Annotated in this window: 16 protein-coding genes and 2 tRNA genes; 3 read left to right on the plus strand and 15 right to left on the minus strand. The window is 69.7% G+C overall.

Features of this window, described 5'->3' with window-relative positions:
• Positions 1-55: 55 nt before the first annotated feature.
• The 4 genes from ACFV2X_RS51890 to ACFV2X_RS51905 all read right to left on the minus strand — a co-directional run bounded on the left by ACFV2X_RS51890 (position 56) and on the right by ACFV2X_RS51905 (position 4,646).
• The gene (locus ACFV2X_RS51890; RefSeq protein ID WP_385630451.1) at positions 56-616 is read right to left on the minus strand and encodes an HIT family protein; all 561 of its coding nucleotides are present in this window, start codon (positions 614-616) and stop codon (positions 56-58) included.
• 91 nt (positions 617-707) lie between these two features.
• Positions 708-2,687, minus strand: a complete 1,980-nt coding sequence (thrS, locus tag ACFV2X_RS51895; protein ID WP_385630453.1) for a threonine--tRNA ligase — start codon at positions 2,685-2,687, stop codon at positions 708-710.
• Positions 2,688-2,832: 145 nt separating this feature from the next.
• Positions 2,833-4,068: a hypothetical protein gene (locus ACFV2X_RS51900; protein WP_385630456.1), complete on the minus strand. Its 1,236-nt coding sequence runs from the start codon at positions 4,066-4,068 to the stop codon at positions 2,833-2,835.
• Positions 4,068-4,646, minus strand: a complete 579-nt coding sequence (locus ACFV2X_RS51905) for a DUF4365 domain-containing protein (RefSeq protein WP_385630458.1) — start codon at positions 4,644-4,646, stop codon at positions 4,068-4,070. Before ACFV2X_RS51905 ends, ACFV2X_RS51900 begins: the two co-directional genes overlap by 1 nt.
• A gap of 161 nt (positions 4,647-4,807) precedes the next feature.
• Between ACFV2X_RS51905 and ACFV2X_RS51910 the strand changes: the two genes are divergently transcribed.
• On the plus strand, positions 4,808-5,533 hold the full coding sequence (locus tag ACFV2X_RS51910) for a 3'-5' exonuclease (protein WP_385630460.1): 726 nt from the start codon (positions 4,808-4,810) through the stop codon (positions 5,531-5,533).
• Positions 5,534-5,625: 92 nt separating this feature from the next.
• Here ACFV2X_RS51910 and ACFV2X_RS51915 read toward each other — a convergent pair.
• From ACFV2X_RS51915 to ACFV2X_RS51955, 9 genes are all read right to left on the minus strand, one after another.
• Positions 5,626-5,697 (minus strand) — tRNA-Val (locus tag ACFV2X_RS51915).
• A 66-nt stretch (positions 5,698-5,763) separates the two neighbouring features.
• Positions 5,764-6,231 carry an SRPBCC family protein gene (locus tag ACFV2X_RS51920; protein ID WP_385630462.1) on the minus strand — a complete coding sequence of 156 codons (468 nt, stop codon included), beginning with the start codon at positions 6,229-6,231 and terminating at the stop codon, positions 5,764-5,766.
• Between the two features lie 74 nt (positions 6,232-6,305).
• On the minus strand, positions 6,306-9,071 hold the full coding sequence (locus ACFV2X_RS51925) for a Tat pathway signal sequence domain protein (protein ID WP_385630464.1): 2,766 nt from the start codon (positions 9,069-9,071) through the stop codon (positions 6,306-6,308).
• Between the two features lie 317 nt (positions 9,072-9,388).
• Positions 9,389-10,006, minus strand: coding sequence for a DUF624 domain-containing protein (locus ACFV2X_RS51930; protein ID WP_385630467.1), 618 nt, complete (start codon positions 10,004-10,006; stop codon positions 9,389-9,391).
• An 11-nt stretch (positions 10,007-10,017) separates the two neighbouring features.
• Entirely contained in the window at positions 10,018-10,875 is an 858-nt protein-coding gene (locus tag ACFV2X_RS51935; RefSeq protein ID WP_385630469.1) for a carbohydrate ABC transporter permease, read from the minus strand.
• A gap of 118 nt (positions 10,876-10,993) precedes the next feature.
• The gene (locus tag ACFV2X_RS51940) at positions 10,994-11,992 is read right to left on the minus strand and encodes a carbohydrate ABC transporter permease (protein WP_385630472.1); all 999 of its coding nucleotides are present in this window, start codon (positions 11,990-11,992) and stop codon (positions 10,994-10,996) included.
• 11 nt (positions 11,993-12,003) lie between these two features.
• Positions 12,004-13,284 carry an ABC transporter substrate-binding protein gene (locus ACFV2X_RS51945; protein WP_385630474.1) on the minus strand — a complete coding sequence of 427 codons (1,281 nt, stop codon included), beginning with the start codon at positions 13,282-13,284 and terminating at the stop codon, positions 12,004-12,006.
• Positions 13,285-13,519: 235 nt separating this feature from the next.
• Positions 13,520-13,591, minus strand: a tRNA-Val gene (locus ACFV2X_RS51950).
• An 81-nt stretch (positions 13,592-13,672) separates the two neighbouring features.
• Positions 13,673-14,128 (minus strand): TIGR02611 family protein, encoded by a 456-nt coding sequence (locus ACFV2X_RS51955; protein ID WP_385630477.1) that lies wholly within the window; start codon positions 14,126-14,128, stop codon positions 13,673-13,675.
• Positions 14,129-14,319: 191 nt separating this feature from the next.
• Between ACFV2X_RS51955 and ACFV2X_RS51960 the strand changes: the two genes are divergently transcribed.
• Both ACFV2X_RS51960 and ACFV2X_RS51965 read left to right on the plus strand, forming a co-directional pair.
• The gene (locus tag ACFV2X_RS51960) at positions 14,320-14,733 is read left to right on the plus strand and encodes an SsgA family sporulation/cell division regulator (RefSeq protein WP_003959770.1); all 414 of its coding nucleotides are present in this window, start codon (positions 14,320-14,322) and stop codon (positions 14,731-14,733) included.
• Positions 14,734-15,099: 366 nt separating this feature from the next.
• Positions 15,100-15,660 carry a CGNR zinc finger domain-containing protein gene (locus tag ACFV2X_RS51965; RefSeq protein ID WP_089510421.1) on the plus strand — a complete coding sequence of 187 codons (561 nt, stop codon included), beginning with the start codon at positions 15,100-15,102 and terminating at the stop codon, positions 15,658-15,660.
• Positions 15,661-15,704: 44 nt separating this feature from the next.
• Here ACFV2X_RS51965 and ACFV2X_RS51970 read toward each other — a convergent pair whose 3' ends face one another.
• Together ACFV2X_RS51970 and ACFV2X_RS51975 are read right to left on the minus strand one after the other, a co-directional pair.
• Positions 15,705-15,875: a hypothetical protein gene (locus ACFV2X_RS51970; RefSeq protein WP_385630480.1), complete on the minus strand. Its 171-nt coding sequence runs from the start codon at positions 15,873-15,875 to the stop codon at positions 15,705-15,707.
• 68 nt (positions 15,876-15,943) lie between these two features.
• Positions 15,944-16,378, minus strand: a complete 435-nt coding sequence (locus ACFV2X_RS51975; protein WP_089510422.1) for a hypothetical protein — start codon at positions 16,376-16,378, stop codon at positions 15,944-15,946.
• Positions 16,379-16,416 lie beyond the last annotated feature (38 nt).

Consider the following 16,416-nt stretch of genomic DNA (forward strand, 5'->3'; position numbering starts at 1 on the left):
CTGCCGGGGCCCGGGGCCGTCACCGTGGGGGCCGTCGCCGCAGGAGGGCCGGGCGTTACGCCTGCGGCCAGGCGTCGGCCAGCATCCGGCGAGTGTCGGCCAGCAGTTGCGGCAGCACCTTGGTGTGGCCGACGACGGGCATGAAGTTGGTGTCCCCGCCCCAGCGCGGCACCACATGCTGATGCAGATGGGCGGCGATCCCGGCGCCCGCGACCGTCCCTTGGTTCATGCCGATATTGAAACCGTGCGCACCCGAGGCGGTACGCAGCGCGACCACGGCGGCCTTGGTGAACTCCGCGAGCTCGACCGTCTCGTCGGCATCCAGCTCGGTGTAGTCGGCGACATGCCGGAAGGGGACGACCATGAGGTGTCCGCCGTTGTACGGGTACAGATTCAGCACGGCGTAGACATGCCGACCCCGAGCGAGGATCAGTCCGTCCTCATCGGACTTCTCCGGAATGGAGCAGAAGGGGCAGCCGTCCCCGGCACCCGGCCCGGTGGGCTTGTTCTCGCCTTGGATGTACGCCATCCGGTGGGGTGTCCACAGGCGCTGGAACGCGTCGGGCGTCCCCACTCCGATCTGCTGCTCCGGCTCACTCGTCATGCGGGCCAGCATATTCGTCCGAGGCTGATCAGGATGCGGTGAGGGGCGACCCCGTTCGGGGCCGCCCCTCGAATGCACACCCCGCGTCAGCAGGGGAAGCTCGTCACACCTGGATCCGGCGCTCCACCGCGTCCAGGATCTCCGCGATCGCCTCAGCGCGGGGGATCCCGTTCTTCTGCGAACCGTCCCGGTAGCGGAAGCTGACCGCCCCGGCCGCCATGTCGTCGTCACCAGCGATGATCATGAACGGAGTCTTGGCGCGCTGAGCGTTGCGGATCTTCTTCTGCATCCGGTCCGAGGACGAGTCGACCTCGACCCGCAGCCCCTTCGCCTTGGCCTCTGCGGCGAACTCCTCCAGATACGGCACATGGCTGTCGCCGATCGGGATGCCCACCGCCTGGACCGGCGCGAGCCAGACCGGGAAGGCGCCCGCGTAGTGCTCGAGCAGCACCGCGAAGAACCGCTCGATGGATCCGAACAGGGCCCGGTGGAGCATGATCGGCTGCTGCCGCGAGCCGTCCGCCGCCGTGTACTCCAGCTCGAACCGGGCGGGCTGGTTGAAGTCGACCTGGATGGTCGACATCTGCCAGGTCCGGCCGATGGCGTCCTTCGCCTGGACCGAGATCTTGGGCCCGTAGTAGGCCGCGCCACCCGGGTCCATGACCAGCTCGAGGCCCTGCTTCTCGGCGGCCTGCCGCAGCAGGTCGGTGGCCTCGGCCCACTGCTCGTCCGACCCGATGAACTTGTCGCTGTCGTCGCGGGTGGACAGCTCCAGGTAGAAGTCGTTCAGACCGTAGTCGCGGAGCAGGTCGAGCACGAAGGTGAGCAGGGAGTCCAGCTCGTCCGGCGCCTGCTCCCTGGTGCAGTAGATGTGCGAGTCGTCCTGGGTGAAGCCGCGGGCCCGGGTGAGGCCGTGGACGACGCCCGACTTCTCGTAGCGGTAGACCGTGCCGAACTCGAACAGCCGCAGCGGCAGCTCTCGGTAGGACCGCCCGCGCGCCCGGAAGATCAGGTTGTGCATCGGGCAGTTCATGGCCTTGAGGTAGTAGTCCTGCCCCTCGAACTCCATGGGGGGGAACATGCCCTCCATGTAGTGCGGCAGGTGCCCCGAGGTCTCGAACAGCTTGGCCTTGGTGATATGCGGGGTGTTGACGAACTCGTAGCCGGCCTCTTCGTGCCGCTTCCGCGAGTACGCCTCCATCTCCCGGCGGATGATCCCGCCCTTGGGGTGGAACACCGCGAGGCCCGACCCCAGCTCGTCGGGGAAGGAGAACAGGTCCAGCTCGGAGCCCAGCTTGCGGTGGTCGCGCTTCTCGGCCTCCACCAGGAAGTCCAGATACGCCTTGAGCTCGTCCTTGGTCGGCCAGGCGGTGCCGTAGAGCCGCTGCAGCTGCGGGTTCTTCTCGCTGCCCCGCCAGTACGCGGCGGCGCTGCGCATCAGCTTGAAGGCCGGGATGTTCCGGGTGGTCGGCAGGTGCGGCCCCCGGCACAGGTCCTTCCAGCACAGCTCGCCGCTCTTCGCGTCGAGGTTGTCGTAGATGGTCAGCTCACCGGCGCCGACCTCGGCGGACGCGCCCTCGGCGGCATCCGCGGCCGACCCCTTGAGCCCGATCAGCTCCAGCTTGTACGGCTCGGCCGCCAGCTCCTCGCGGGCGGCCTCGTCGGTGACGGGGCGGCGGGAGAACCGCTGGCCCCGCTTGATGATCTCCTGCATCTTCTTCTCGATGCGCTTGAGATCGTCCGGGTGGAACGGGGTCTCGACGTCGAAGTCGTAGTAGAAGCCGTCCTTGATCGGCGGGCCGATGCCGAGCTTGGCCTCCGGGAAGAGCTCCTGCACGGCCTGCGCCATGACATGCGCGGTGGAGTGGCGCAGGATGTCCAGACCGTCCTGGCTGGTGATCTCGACCGGCTCGACCTCGTCGCCCTCGGCCAGCTCGTACGCCAGGTCCTTCAGCTGCCCGCCGACGCGCGCGGCCACGATCGAGCGATCACCGTCGAACAGGTCCGCCGCCGTAGTGCCCGTGGTCACCACGCGCTCTTCCCGCTCGGAATCGCGTTGGATGCTCACACGGACGTCTGACACCGGTCTCTCCTGACTGATGGATCACTCGGAGCAGCGATTGCTGCGCAGCGTGAATCGTACCGAGCCGGAGGGCCCGACCGCGAAACGGTTACGGGGACGGCTACGGGGAGCGATCGCCGCCAGGGCTGACGGTCAGAGCTCGCGGTCAGGGCTCGGGGCATCCGTCGCCGTGCTCCTCCTCGGGCCCGCCGCAGGCCTCCTCGAAGAAGGCCGCGACGCCCAGGTTCGCCTGCATCGACTTCAGCAGCCGGTCCCGCTCGGCCTCGTCGACCTGCACCGGGGTGACGTCCCTGGCGCCGGTGATCCGCCGGAACCCGCCACGGCTCTCCAGCCTGCCGCTCACCCGGATGGGCAGCCCCACCAGATGTGCGTGTCCCGCGATCCGGTAGTCGTCCTCCTCCAGCGCGATCCGCACCTGCCCCACCTCGGCGCCGGCGAGCACCCGCAGCCGGACCGTCCCGGGGCCGCCCGGTCCCGTGCGGCGCAGCCGCACCACCGCACCGGTGACCCGCACCGGCACCGACGGCTCGGCCTGCTCATAGCGGGCGCCGGCCTCCCGCAGGGCCGGCAGATCGCCGGGGCTGAACTCCACCGGCTCCGGCCGGACCGCCGAGCCGAGCGGCGGGCCGGCCCCGGGCGACCACTCCAGCGCCACCCGGGCCCCTTCCGTCCCCTCGACGAGGGCGACGACGGCCTCGGTCAGCTCACGGCTCACGCCCGCCTCCACAGCGGCGTCGAAAGCCTCCTGCCTGCCGGTGGTCCGCTGGTAGTCCACCGCGTCGCGGAGCGCGTACAGCGCGCGCAGCAGGGTCCCGGTGACGGCCCGCCCGTGCTCCACCGGTACGAAGACGGTCAGCTCGCGCCCGCCGGGGCCGGCCGGCCCGATCAGAACGTGGTCCAGCCACGCCTCGGCCTCGCGGCGGTGGCGCGCCCCGTAGTAGCCCGCCCGCCCCCGGGCGGCGAGCGCCCCGGCCAGCAGCGTGGCGCGGGCGGCGGCGCGCAGCCGCTCCTGCGCGGTCCAGGCGGGGGCGCCCGTACGGGGCTCGGGCACCTCGCGGCGCCAGCGGATCTCGTCGCTGGGCACCGCGAGGCCGATCAGCACCTCGCGGGCGGACGGCGCGGCGCTGCGGGCCAGCGCGGTCACCGCCTCGCCCAGCAGATCGCCGCTGTCGGGGAACTCCCGGCTTTCGGGCACCAGCAGGCTGGTGCCGCCGGCCATGTCGCCCGGCGGTGTCCAGCGCGCGTACCGCCCCACCGCTCCCCCGCGCCGCCGCCAGCCGTGCCGGGCCAGCAGGGCGCCGAGCACGGCCGGGTCCACCTGGTCCGGGGACGGGGCGGGCACGGCGGGTGCGGGCTCCTCGGTCGGGCGGTACCGGTCCATCAGGGTCTCCCTCCCGCCCCGACCCGGGACATGATCTCGCAGAGCGCGCGGTCGTCGAAGATCCTCGAGGTCGGGATCCGCACGGTGGTCCGGCGGCTGCCCGTGGCGGGGTGGCCGGCCAGGTTGGTCCAGTAGCAGCAGTGGCGCAGCGCCAGACGGTCGTGGCCGGCGCGCACCCAGTCGTCCCGGGCGCGCGGCACGATCATCACGACGAGGATCTTGTGGACCGAAACCGGGGTCCGGGCCAGCTTGATCAGGTGGTCGTTGTCGAGGGTGAAGGAGAAGGTCGGCCCGGGCGGGCGGGGGGCGATCTGGTACGTGGCCTTGAGCTGCACCTTGATCGTCACTTCGTCGTCGACGGTGTGCCCGCGCGCGCTGTGGCTGAGGTGCCAGTCGATGCCGTGGTCGGGGAAGGGCTGCGCCAAGGAGCAGCCGGCGGCCGCCGCGACCGCGTGCAGATAGCCGACCTGCAGGGTCTCCATACAGGCGGTGGTGGCGAGGGAGCCTCGCGGCGGTGCGATCCGCTCGGACAGCAGACTGCTCGCCGGCGTGGCCGGGTCGGGCTGCGCGAACGCCATGTCGTCGAGCGCCTTCCGGAATTGCCGGATTGGTACACCAGTGTTGTCTCCGCGTCAGGAGCCCGGCAAACGGCGGCGGTTCGGCCCACTCTCGACGGGTATCACCAGGTGGGGCGGGGTCGTAGATGCCATTTGGTGAGCGAGCACGAGGAGTTGAGGCCATGCCGTCCTGGTTCGAGGGGCCTCTCGCCGCATTCGACACGGAGACCACAGGGATCGATGTAGAGCAGGACCGGATCGTGTCGGCCGCTTTGGTGGTCCAGCGGGGGGCCGGGACTCTGCCGGAGGTCAGGCGCTGGCTGGTGAGCCCGGGGATACCGGTGCCGGAGGCGGCGAGCGCCATACACGGGCTGACCGACGCGCATCTCCAGCGGCACGGCAGGTGGCCGGCCCCGGTGGTGGACGAGGTGGCACGGGCGCTGGCCGAGCAGTCCGCCCGGGGCACCCCGGTGGTGGTGATGAACGCGCCGTTCGATCTGACCCTGCTGGACCGGGAGTTGAAGCGCCATCGCAATGCGAGCCTGTCCACGTATGTCTCCCTGCGCTCACTGGCCATCCTCGACCCCCGGGTGCTGGACAAGCACCTGGACCGTTATCGCAAGGGCCGCCGCACGCTCACCGATCTGTGCGCCCATTACGGCGTGGAATTGACGGGCGCGCATGACGCGGCGGCGGACGCCACGGCCGCCCTGGAAGTGGTGCGGGCGGTGGGCCGCCGCTTCACCTCCCGGCTGGGCACGATGACGCCCGCGGAGCTGCACGACCGGCAGGCGGTGTGGTATGCGGCGCAGGCCCGCGGTCTGCAGGCGTGGTTCGCGCTCAACGGCTCGCAGGAGGTGTGCGACCCGGCCTGGCCGATGCGGCCGGAACTGCCCGCCGCGGCGTAGGCCCGCCGGATACGTGCCGGGGCCCGGATAAGGGTTGAGACCCGAATAAAGGCTGAGGCCGGACCGCCTGCCGGCGGCCCGGCCTCATGAGGTGGGCGATACTGGGTTCGAACCAGTGACCTCTTCGGTGTGAACGAAGCGCTCTCCCACTGAGCTAATCGCCCCGGGTGTCCCGGTGGGGTCCTCCCCGGTGGAACGACCTGAACAATACAGGTCGCGGTGGGTTTCGTTCAAACCGAATGCGCCCCGGGCGGCGGCGCGGCCAGGTAGGCCCGCAGCCCTCGCCGCCCGCCGCGCATCATCAGCGCGTGGTTGAGGCGGAAGAGGGGGCGGCCGGGGAGCGCGAAGAGGCGCAGCAGCGGCTTGCGGACCACCACATCCTGCTCGAAGAGGGCGCGTGCGCCGCTGCCGCGGGCGGTCACGGTCCAGCGCGCCCACCCCTCCAGATCGCCGGAGAAGGCCAGCTCCAGCACCCCCGCCGCCGGGTCCTGACAAGCCTCGCGGACGGTGATGACCAGGTCGTACGGGATCACGGAGCGGAAACGGGCGGTGCCGGTCCGCTCGTCGCTCCTGACCGCCTCCCGGACCTGCGGCCACCACCGGGGGTACTCGTCGCCCGCGGCGAGCAGCCGGTAGACGGCGGCGGGCGGGGCGTCGAGGTCCCAGTGGCTCCGGAAGCGGTAACGGCACCAGTCCATCTCCCCAGTCTGCGGTCTTTCCAGTCCGCGGTGGGCTCGGCCCGGGAACGGCCCCCGGGCCGGGTCCATCCGGCTCAGCCCGGCAGCTTGTCCCCGATCAGCGCGAGGTTCTGGATCGCGGCCAGCCCGTACTGGGCGGTGGAGTTGGTGGACACCCAGACGGCCTCGACCCCGGGCTCCAGCACATCGGGCCCTTCCAGTTCGACCGTCCTCCAGTCGGTCGTGGCGTCGGGATAGCCGTCGCCCCCGGAGAACTTCTGCCAGGCGCGTTCGATCAGCGCCTCGTCCTTGAGCTGCGCCCCCGCGTAGGCGTCGAGCCGCGAGTGGCCCTGGAAGAGCAGCAGCGAGCCGAAGTCCGTACCGTAGCGGGCCTTCTGTTCGGCCTTGGTGGCGTTGAAGTAGCGGCAGTAGTCCAGCCACGCCTCCCTGAACTCGGGTATGTCGATCAGGTCGATCAGCTCGGCGCACATCTCGACGAGGCCGAAGACCGCGGACAGATGGGAGACGCTGACCTTCGCCTCGGTCGCGACGGCGTACTTGCCGGTGGAGAGGTCGTAGAGCCCGGAGCCCTGGACGAAGCCGTTGGGCTGGGCCGCGATGGTCGCCATCGTGCCGCGCAGTCTGGCCTCGGCCTTCTCGGCCTTGGGGCCGCGCCGCTCCCATTCGGTGAGCCACGCCCCGGCGAGCCCGCTCCAGTCGGTGCCGAAGCCGATGTCCAGGGCGTGCGGGTCCGGTTCGTAGTCGGGGTCGGTGCGGACCTTGCGCAGCGGGTCGAGGACGAGGAAGGTCTCATCGGAGTCGACGAGGGCGCTCATGATGTCGCCGACGCGCTCGTCGGCGGTGAGGAAGTAGTACGGGCGCCGGTAGACGGCGGTGGAGATGCGCTGCTGTTTGGCGCTGTCCGCGAAGTGCTGTACGCCGTGCCGGGTGCCGAGGCCGGCCCATGTCCCGAGGTGGTAGGCGTCCACTTCGCCGGTGTGCCGGGTCATGGCCTCCGCGAACCGGAAGACATCGGCGCGGCCGGAGCGCAGATAGGTGTACCAGAGCCATAGGTCGGGTGACAGTTCGGAGTTGTCCCAGGCGTAGCCGCCGACGTCGTACCGCCACTGGTGCCGGTCCTCGTCGTACGTGTGCATGATGTCGCCGTAGTCCCAGAAGCCGTACCAGCGGCGCTGCTCGGCCTGGCCCTTGTGGTAGGCGAAGAGGAAGTCCAGATGGTCCTCGATCTTCGCCTTGGCGGCGGTCGAGCGGTCCACGGGCGCGAACAGGCCGCCGAAGACCTTGGCACGGGCCAGATCGGCGGGTCCGGCGGCCAGTTGGGGCGGGGTGCGTACGGCGGCTGCCTGGGCGACCAGCGTCTCCGCGCTCGGTGTGGCGCCGTTGGCCCAGAACATCAGCTCGCTGGTGCGGGCGATGCCGTACGGGGTGCCGAACTTCGGCTCGTAGTCCTCGTAGGTGATGTTGAGCCCTTCGAGCTGCTCGGCATAGGTGTCCTGACCCATGCCGTCGTGGTAGAAGCGCAGATCCATCGGCTGGGCCTCGGGCGACCACAGCCACAGCGTGACCTCGGCCTCGTCGCCCGCGGCGCCCCGGATGTCGAGTTGGGCGGGGAACTTCTCCCAGAAGTCGCGCAGCCCGAAGGACAGTCCGCCGCTGACGCCGCCCACATAGCCGAAACCGCCCGCCCGGCCGCCTCCGCCCGCGGGGATCCAGCCGTGGCCCGGTTTGGTGCGCTTGCGCAGTGTGAAGCCGTCGGCGGACAGCTGGGAGAGGGTGTAGTCGCCCCAGGTGGGGATGAGGTGCAGCCGGGTGGTCACCCGCTGGTCCCAGGTGGCCGGGTCGGGCAGCTTCTCGCCCTTGAACTGGGCCTTGCGGACGGCCGCGCCGGGGTCGCGGCGCAGCCCGGTGATGCCCTTGACCGCCTCGGTCAGAAACCCCTTGCCCTCGCCCGCGATCCGGATGTGCCGGTCGTACGCCTCGTCGCGCATGGGCACGGAGAAGCGCACGCCCAGACCGCGGATGAAGTCCCCTGACTCATGACCGCCGGTCTGATCCCCGTCGAAGGTGATGGTGTGGACCATGCGGAACGAGTCGGCGCCCGCGTAGAAGTAGAGCCGGACGCTGAAGGGGAGCCAGCGGCGGCCGCCCTTGCGGTGCTTGCCGTCGATACGGACGACCGCGCGGACGGGGCCCTTCTGCTCGGCCTTGGCGCCGCTGATCTCGCCGTCGAACCGCTCCCACTTGGCGCTGCCGTGGTCGCCGTCGTCGATATCGCCCTGGCGGAGCAGGACGAGCCGGCCGTCGCGGGCGATCTCGGTGCCGCCCCGGGTGATGGACCGTACGAGCTTCCCGCCGTCCTTGCCGATCACGGCCTTGATCACCCCGGTGTCCACGGTGATCTTGCCTCCGCTCTCGGAGACGGTGACCTTCTTGGCGGGCGCGGCGGGTTCGCCGGCCGTCAGGCGGTACGCGGTGGCGCCGTCGAGCCCTTCCGCCGCGGCGTGCGCGGTCCACTTGAGCGAGCCGTCGGGCCAGTAGGCGGTGGCCCAGGTCTGCAGGGGCACGTCCTTGCCGTCGGCCGTGGCCAGCGCGAACTTCTGGTCCGCCGACTGGGCGCCCTTCGGCCAGGGCACGCCGAAGGTGCTGCCCGCGGCCGCGCCGAGGCCGCCGTCCTCCAGCCAGGTGATGTTCACGGGGTCGTCCGCCGCCTTGTCGGCCGTGTCGGCCTTGTCGGCGGCCGCGGCCTGCTGGGTGTTGTCCGCGAGCAGCCAGGAGAAGGGGGTCGCGGCGCCGGCGACGGCGGCTGCCTTGAGCACATTGCGTCGGGGGATCGGAGACATGCGCAACCTTTCAACGGGGGTTGGTAGCTGCTTGCCGGAGAGTGCGGACGAGGCCGCATTAGCTCGATCGTGTGATGGTGTGCTCGCATGCTTACGGCGCCCTGGTCCGGCCGGGTTGGCGTGCTCGTGCGATCTGGGACGCCGGGCACGGCGCCAGGGGGCACCCCCAGCGGCAGCTGGGGGAGCGCCCAAGACCGTTCGGGGCGTGCGGCTGAATGGGCTCGCTCCTACTCAGTCTCAAGGAACGGTCAGGTGCGGTGCATGACGTGGGTGGCTCGACGGGGGTGGTCGTGGTGTCAGGCGCGGGCGGGCCACCGTCAGGCCCGTACGCGCCTTTCCACCGCGACAGCGCAGGCCGCGAGGGCGCCGACCGCGGGGGCGACCAGCGGCAGCAGCTGCCAGGCGGCGACGGTGACCACCGCGAGCCCGCCGACGAGCAGCAGCGACCCGCCCAGGTCGGCGCCGAGGCCGCGGCGTACGGCGGCGCGGGCCACGGCGGGCCAGCCGAGGCCGGGCCGCCACTGCGCGGCCGTACGCAGCCCGAGCACGATCACCGCGAGCGTCCCCGCCACGCTCACGGCGATCAGCGCGGGCCCGCCGGGCAGGGCCCCGGAGCGGGCCACGCGCAGATCGAAGGCGAGCAGCGTGAGGGCCGCCCACCACAGAAGGGAGAACCGCCAGCCGCTGCGCACCGCCTCCCGCAGGCCGGAGAGGAAATCCCGCCATGTGGACCGCTCGCCGTCCAGGTGGCGGCGCAGATGTGCGCACCCGGCCGCGAAGGCGGGCAGCAGGGTGACCACGGGCAGGGCGGCGAGCACCACCCACACCCCGGTCAGCAGGGACTCGGCGAACACCGAGAAGAGGAACAGCCGCGAGTCCCGCCGCGCCACCGCCCGCCCGGTCCGCGACCGCGCGCTCGCCTCCCGTACGTCCATGGCGCCGCCCCTCAGCCCTTGAGCCCGGAGGTCGCCGCGCCCTCGACCAGATAGCGCTGGAAGGCGAGGAAGAACAGCAGCACCGGCGCCAGCGCCACCAGCGACATGGCGACCATGCCGCCGTAGTCCGCGACGGTGTCCTGGTCGATGAACATCTTCAGGGCGAGCGAGACCGTGTACTTGTCCTGGGTGTTCAGATAGAGCAGCGGTCCGATGAAGTCGTTCCAGGACCAGATGAAGCTGAAGATCGCGCTGGTGATCAGGGCGGGGCGGCACAGCGGCAGCACGATGTTCCAGTAGATGCGCAGATGGCCACAGCCGTCGATACGGGCCGCCTCGTCCAGCTCCTTCGGCAGGTTGCGCATGAACTGCATCAGCAGGAAGACGAAGAAGGCATCCACGGCCAGGTATTTGCCGAGCAGCAGCGGCACAAAGGTGTTGATCAGCTCCAGCTTCTGGAACAGCACATACTGCGGAATGATCAGCACCTGGAAGGGCAGCAGCAGTGTGGCGATCATGACCGAGAACAGCAGATTGCGCCCCGCGAAGCGGATCCTGGCGAAGGCGTAGGCCGCCAGGGAGCAGGAGAACAGCACCCCGACCACCGAACCCACCGCGATGATCAGCGAGTTGTAGAAGAAGCTGGTGATCGGGATGTCGGCGATGCCCTCGGACAGCCGCCGGTAGTTGTCGGTGATGGGGTCGGTGGGCAGCAGCTGCAGACTGCCGACGATCTTGTCCCCAGGCTTGAACGAGGCCCCGATCACCCACACCACGGGGTAGAGGATCACGGCCAGCAGCGCGAGCGCGCCCACATGCCAGCCCACCGACCGCACCCTGCGCCGGGCCGTACTGGTCACAGCGCTCATCCCCCTCCTCCCCGCTCAGTCTCGGGGCGCTCCAACGCGCGGGCTTCCCTCGTCACTGCTCGCTCCTCCGTCGCTGCGCGGCTCCTCAGTCCAGCCCGCACAGCGCCCCGATCCACGCTCACCTGGCGTCCTCCTCGTAGTGCACCCAGCCGCGCTGGGTCTTGAACAGCACCACCGTCACCAGCCCGATGCCGAGCATCAGCATCCAGGCCATCGCGGAGGCGTACCCCATGCGCAGATTGCGGAAGCCCTGCTCGTACAGGTACCAGGTGTAGACCAGCAGGGAGTCGGCGGGACCGCCCGCCCCGGAGCCTCCGGTGCCGCCGATGACCACCGCCGAGGTGAAGACCTGGAACGAGTGGATGATCTCCAGCAGCAGATTGAAGAAGAGCACCGGGGAAATCATCGGCAGGGTGATGGAACGGAACCGGCGCCAGCGGCCCGCGCCGTCCATTTCCGCGGCCTCGTACAGCTCACGGGGTACCTGCTTGAGCCCGGCCAGGAAGATCACCATCGGGGCGCCGAACTGCCAGACGGTCAGCGAGATGAGCGTGGGCAGCATCCAGTCCGGGTCACCGATCCAGCCGCCCACGTCCCAGCCGAAGAGGCTCATCGACTTGTCGACGATCGCATCGTCCTGGAAGATCGACCGCCAGACGACGCCGATGCTGACGCTGGCGCCGATCAGGGACGGGGCGTAGAAGGCCGAGCGGTAGAAGCCCTGCCCCTTCCGGGGCTTGACCAGCAGCAGCGCCACGCCGAGCGCGAGCAGCAGCTTGAGCGGGGTGCCGATCAGAACGTACTTCACCGTCACATCGACCGAGTTCCACCACCGGTCGTCCCGGAACATCTCCCGGAAGTTCCTCAGGCCCACCCACTTGGGCGAGTCGAAGAGGTTGTAGTCGGTGAACGCCAGGTAGAGCGAGACGAGCATCGGGCCGAGGGTGAGCAGCAGGATCCCGATGCACCACGGCGTCAGGAAGAGATACCCGGCCAGCGTCTCCCGGCGCCCCCGCCGCCGCGCGAGGGCGGCGGCGGAGTGCGGGGCCTTGGCCTCCCGCGGCGCGGGGGCCTTGTGCGCGGGACCGTCCGCCGCGGGGGTCTTGGTGGGGGTCACGGGGGATCTCCTCAGGAGCCGAGCGCGGTCTTCGCCTCGCTGAAGAACTGGTCCACGGCGTCGTCCACCGAGGTCTTGCCCTGGCTGACCTGGCCGTAGATGCGCAGGAACGCGGCCTCGGCGACATCCGCGCCGGCCGGGTGCGGAGTGATCGGCTCCAGCTTGTCGGTGACGCTCTCCTCGTACTGGGCGATCTTGGCGTTCACACCGGTGGGCTTGAACGCGTCGTACTGCGCGTTGGTGGGCAGCACCCCGCGGTTGTAGCCCATGATCTTGCCGACCTCGGGGTCATGGGTCATGAAGTCGATGAACTTCGCGACTTCCTTGGGGTGTTGGGTCCGCGCGGAACCGCTGAGCATCAGCGAGGAGAGGTACTGCCCGGTCTTCTTCCCGTCCAGGGTCGGGATCGGGCCGAGGTCGAGTTCGGTCTTGGTCTCGGCCGCGAAGCGGACCAGGAAGTTGTCCCAGGTGAACTCGGCGGCGGCGAGGTCGGCGCTGATGGTGGCCTTGGGCTTGACCTGCTCGCTCTTCTTGGCCGGGACCAGCACGCCGTCCTTGTTCTTCCCGTACCAGTCGCCCCACCACTTCTTGAGGTCGTCCTCGGTGAACCCGAGCTTCTTGTCCTCGGTGAAGAAGGCCTTGCCCTCCTGGCGCAGATACAGGTCGTAGAGGTACATCACCCCGGCGTTGTCACTGGCGCCGAAGAGGTCCCCCTTGTCCTGGCTGATCTTCTCGGCCGCGGAGAAGAACTGGTCCCAGGTCCAGCCGTCCTTGGGGGTCACCCCCACCTTCTTGAACTCGGCGGGGTTGTAGAACATGGCGAAGGTGTTGACGCCGACCGGCACGCCGTAGAGCTTGCCGTCGACCTCACCGGCCTTCTCCAGGCCGGCCCGGAAGTCCTTCATGCTCAAGGTTCCGGCCTTCACCTGCTGGTTCAGATCGAGCAGGATGTTCTTCTCGCCGTACTTGCGCAGAAAAGCGACGGAATTCTGGAAGACGTCGGGCGGATTTCCGCCCGCGGCCTGGGTATTGAACTTGCTCCAGAAGTCGGCGTACTCGGCGAAGTCCGTCTTCACCTTGATCTTCGGATACTTCTTCTCGAACAGCTTGACCGTCTTCTGGATCAGCTCGGCGCGGTCCTTCGCGCCCCACCAGGAGTAGCGGATGGTCACCGTGCCATCGCCCGAGCCTCCGCTGTTCCCACCGCAGCCCGAGGCCAGCAGCCCCAGCCCCAGCAGCCCCACCGCGGCCGCCCGCAGTCCTCTGCTCCCTCGCACCCATCGAGCACTCATGAGACGCCCCTCCCGGGCAGGTCGTCCGACTGCCCAACGAGCCTTCACACCAACGGTCCTTGAAACGTTTTAGGCAAGCGCTTGCCGGGCTAAGTTAGGGACGTAGTCGGCGGACGTCAACGGTTCGGACAGGATCAGTCGAAGCGCTTCACCGATCGACCGGGATCCGGCCGTCACCGCGCGTAACAACACCGAGGGCCCGGAGGCGTCTAGCCTCCGGGCCCTCGTCGCAGGGTGGGCGATACTGGGTTCGAACCAGTGACCTCTTCGGTGTGAACGAAGCGCTCTCCCACTGAGCTAATCGCCCTGGCGCACGCCCAACATTAGCGCATGCCGGACCGTGCCCATGACCACCCGCGTCCGCGCCCCGAGCGGTCGACCGCGCTCGTCACTCCTTGATCTTCCAGGGCATGACGAACCCGAACTTCCACACATACACCGCCATGGCCGCGGCGCAAATCACCACGGCGATCGTGGTCAGAATGATGTTCCGCTTGCGCACCCGGGGATCCAGGGCGCGCTGCGCCGCCTCCGTGACCTTCCGCTTGGTCCAGCGCAGCACCAGCTGGGCCCAGACGAACTCGGTGGCCCAGATCGCCATACCGGCGAAGATCACCAGCCATCCGGGGCCGGGCAGCGGCAGCATGATGATGCCGATGATCACCACTGCGAGCCCGACCAGGAACACCCCGACCTGCCAGCTCAGATGCAACGCCCGGGACCTCTGGATGAAGTGCGGCGCCCGCGAGCCGAAGACCGGCTCACCAGAGGCACCCTCCCCCGTCGCGGCCCCGGATGCCGCCGATCCGGCGACTTCCTGCCGCTCGTCACTCTCCGCGCTCATGTGACCCAACTTACCTGATCGAAAAGAGTTCACCGGGATGGCGGTACCGACCGCCCGGAGACTCCGCTGCTAGAGCTACTAGAAGGACCACAAAACGGGCAGAGGGGTTTACAACGGCACCGTAGGTGGCATGTCGATTTCGCCGACGTGCGAATCCCCGAGCGCACACTGAGCGAAAGGCCCTGGCGCTTATGAACACCACGGTCAGCTGCGAGCTGCACCTGCGCCTCGTTGTGTCGAGCGAGTCGTCACTGCCTGTACCCGCGGGCCTGCGGTACGACACGGCCGATCCCTACGCCGTGCACGCCACCTTCCACACCGGAGCCGAAGAGACGGTCGAATGGGTCTTCGCCCGCGACCTGCTCGCCGAGGGCCTGCACCGGCCCACAGGCACTGGCGACGTCCGGGTGTGGCCGTCCCGCAGTCATGGCCAGGGCGTCGTCTGCATCGCCCTGAGCTCCCCGGAGGGAGAGGCTCTGCTCGAGGCCCCGGCGCGGGCCCTGGAGTCGTTCCTCAAGCGAACCGACGCTGCGGTGCCACCCGGCACCGAGCACCGCCATTTCGACCTCGACACGGAACTCTCCCACATCCTGGCGGAGAGCTGAGCCCCGGCGAGCGCTGAGCGCGGCCGTCCGACTCGGGGAGACGGCGCGAGCCCGGCCGCGGCATGCAGGCAGCGACATCAACGTCATGTCGATATCGACAACGGCAGACAACGGCAGACAACGGCATATGGGAGCAGACGACGGTGCCGTCGCCGCGGAGTGGTCCGCAGCGACGGCACCGTCGTCTCGTACGGTCGTACGGCGTCACCAGTTGTTGGTGATCACCGTTGTCAGCGGTCACCAGTTGTCATGGGTGGTTGCCATACGGGCCGTAGTTGTCACACATGTGGGTGGACGCCGCTAGAGTCGGTCAGATCGAAGGGCAGGCGAGAGCAGCCTCCGATCCGGCCGGCCAGGGAGCCAACCGTGCTGATCAACCACGACACCCAGGTCGCGCTCGACGCGGTCGTCGCTCTGGTGAACACCACGCCCGAAGGCGAGGGCCCGGACGACCTCGCGGACCTCGCCGCGCTGCGCACCTTCGTCGCGCAGCACGCCATCAGCGACGTCGGCACGCTCGGGGAGCGGGACCTGGTGGCCGTACGGGCCGTGCGCGCCCGCTTCGCCGAGGTCTTCGCCGCGGCCGATTCCCGGCGCGCCGCCGAGCTGCTCAACGCGATGGTCGCCGCGGCCGGCACCACCCCCCGGCTCACCGACCACGACGGCTACGACTGGCATGTGCACTACTTCGCCCCAGGGGCGTCCCTGGCCGAGCACCTGGCCGCCGACGGCGGCATGGCGCTCGCGTTCCTCGTGGTGGCGGGCGAGCGGGAGCGGCTACGGCGCTGCGAGGCGCCGGATTGCGGGCATGCCTTCGTCGACCTCTCGCGTAACCGCTCACGGCGCTACTGCGACAGCCGCACCTGCGGAAATCGCTTGCATGTGGCCGCCTATCGCGCGCGGCGCCGGGAGGCGGCAGCGGGCTGAGGCCGCGTCGGCGGTCGTGCCGACGCCGGCGCGTCCGGTGGCGGTCACCACCGGTAGAGGTCGTGGAGGGCGGTGACGAAGAGCAGGGTGAATATGACCGCGAGGAACAGCATCAGCGGTGGCTGGGAAAGGGCGAAGAGACAGCCACGCGGCTCTTCGCTCGGCGGTGCAGGGGGTCCTTCGATAGGGGATCGCTCCCCGGGTGATTGCAGCATCTCGCGCAAGATCATGGCGCAGGGGGACCCCGCCTGCGACCGGAGAGCTGGTATTGACCGGTTGGGCGTCAGATTCCGTGCTTTTTGAGAATGGCCTCGATATCCGAGAAGTCGTCCGTGCCCGAGCTGCCTCCGGACTTGGCCGCGCCCCTGGATCCCCGCAGCCCGCCGCCCGCGCCCAGCGCGGGGGCCGCAGCCCCGCCCCGCTCCGCCGCCGCCGCGGCGCGCCGCTCCTTACGGGTGCCACCGCCCCGGCGCTCCACCGCCCGGGTCACCATGAACAGCAGCCAGGACAGGCCGAGCACCCCGAAGCCCAGCCAGACGCTCGGCTTGAAGACCAGGTCGGCGATCCAGTCCAGGATGCCCGTCATCGCCAGGCCCACCGGCAGCAGCGCGTAGGCGGCGATACGGGTCGCGGCCAGGAAACGCTTGCGGTACGCCGTCACAAAGGCGACCGCGAGTCCCGCCGCGGACGCCGCGGCGCAGACGGTGTCGGTCAGCATCGGGTCCTCCTGGCGATCGGATAACGGGAATCGGGCCC

Source organism: Streptomyces sp. NPDC059679 (assembly GCF_042734105.1).
In the GTDB taxonomy this organism is placed as follows: domain Bacteria; phylum Actinomycetota; class Actinomycetes; order Streptomycetales; family Streptomycetaceae; genus Streptomyces.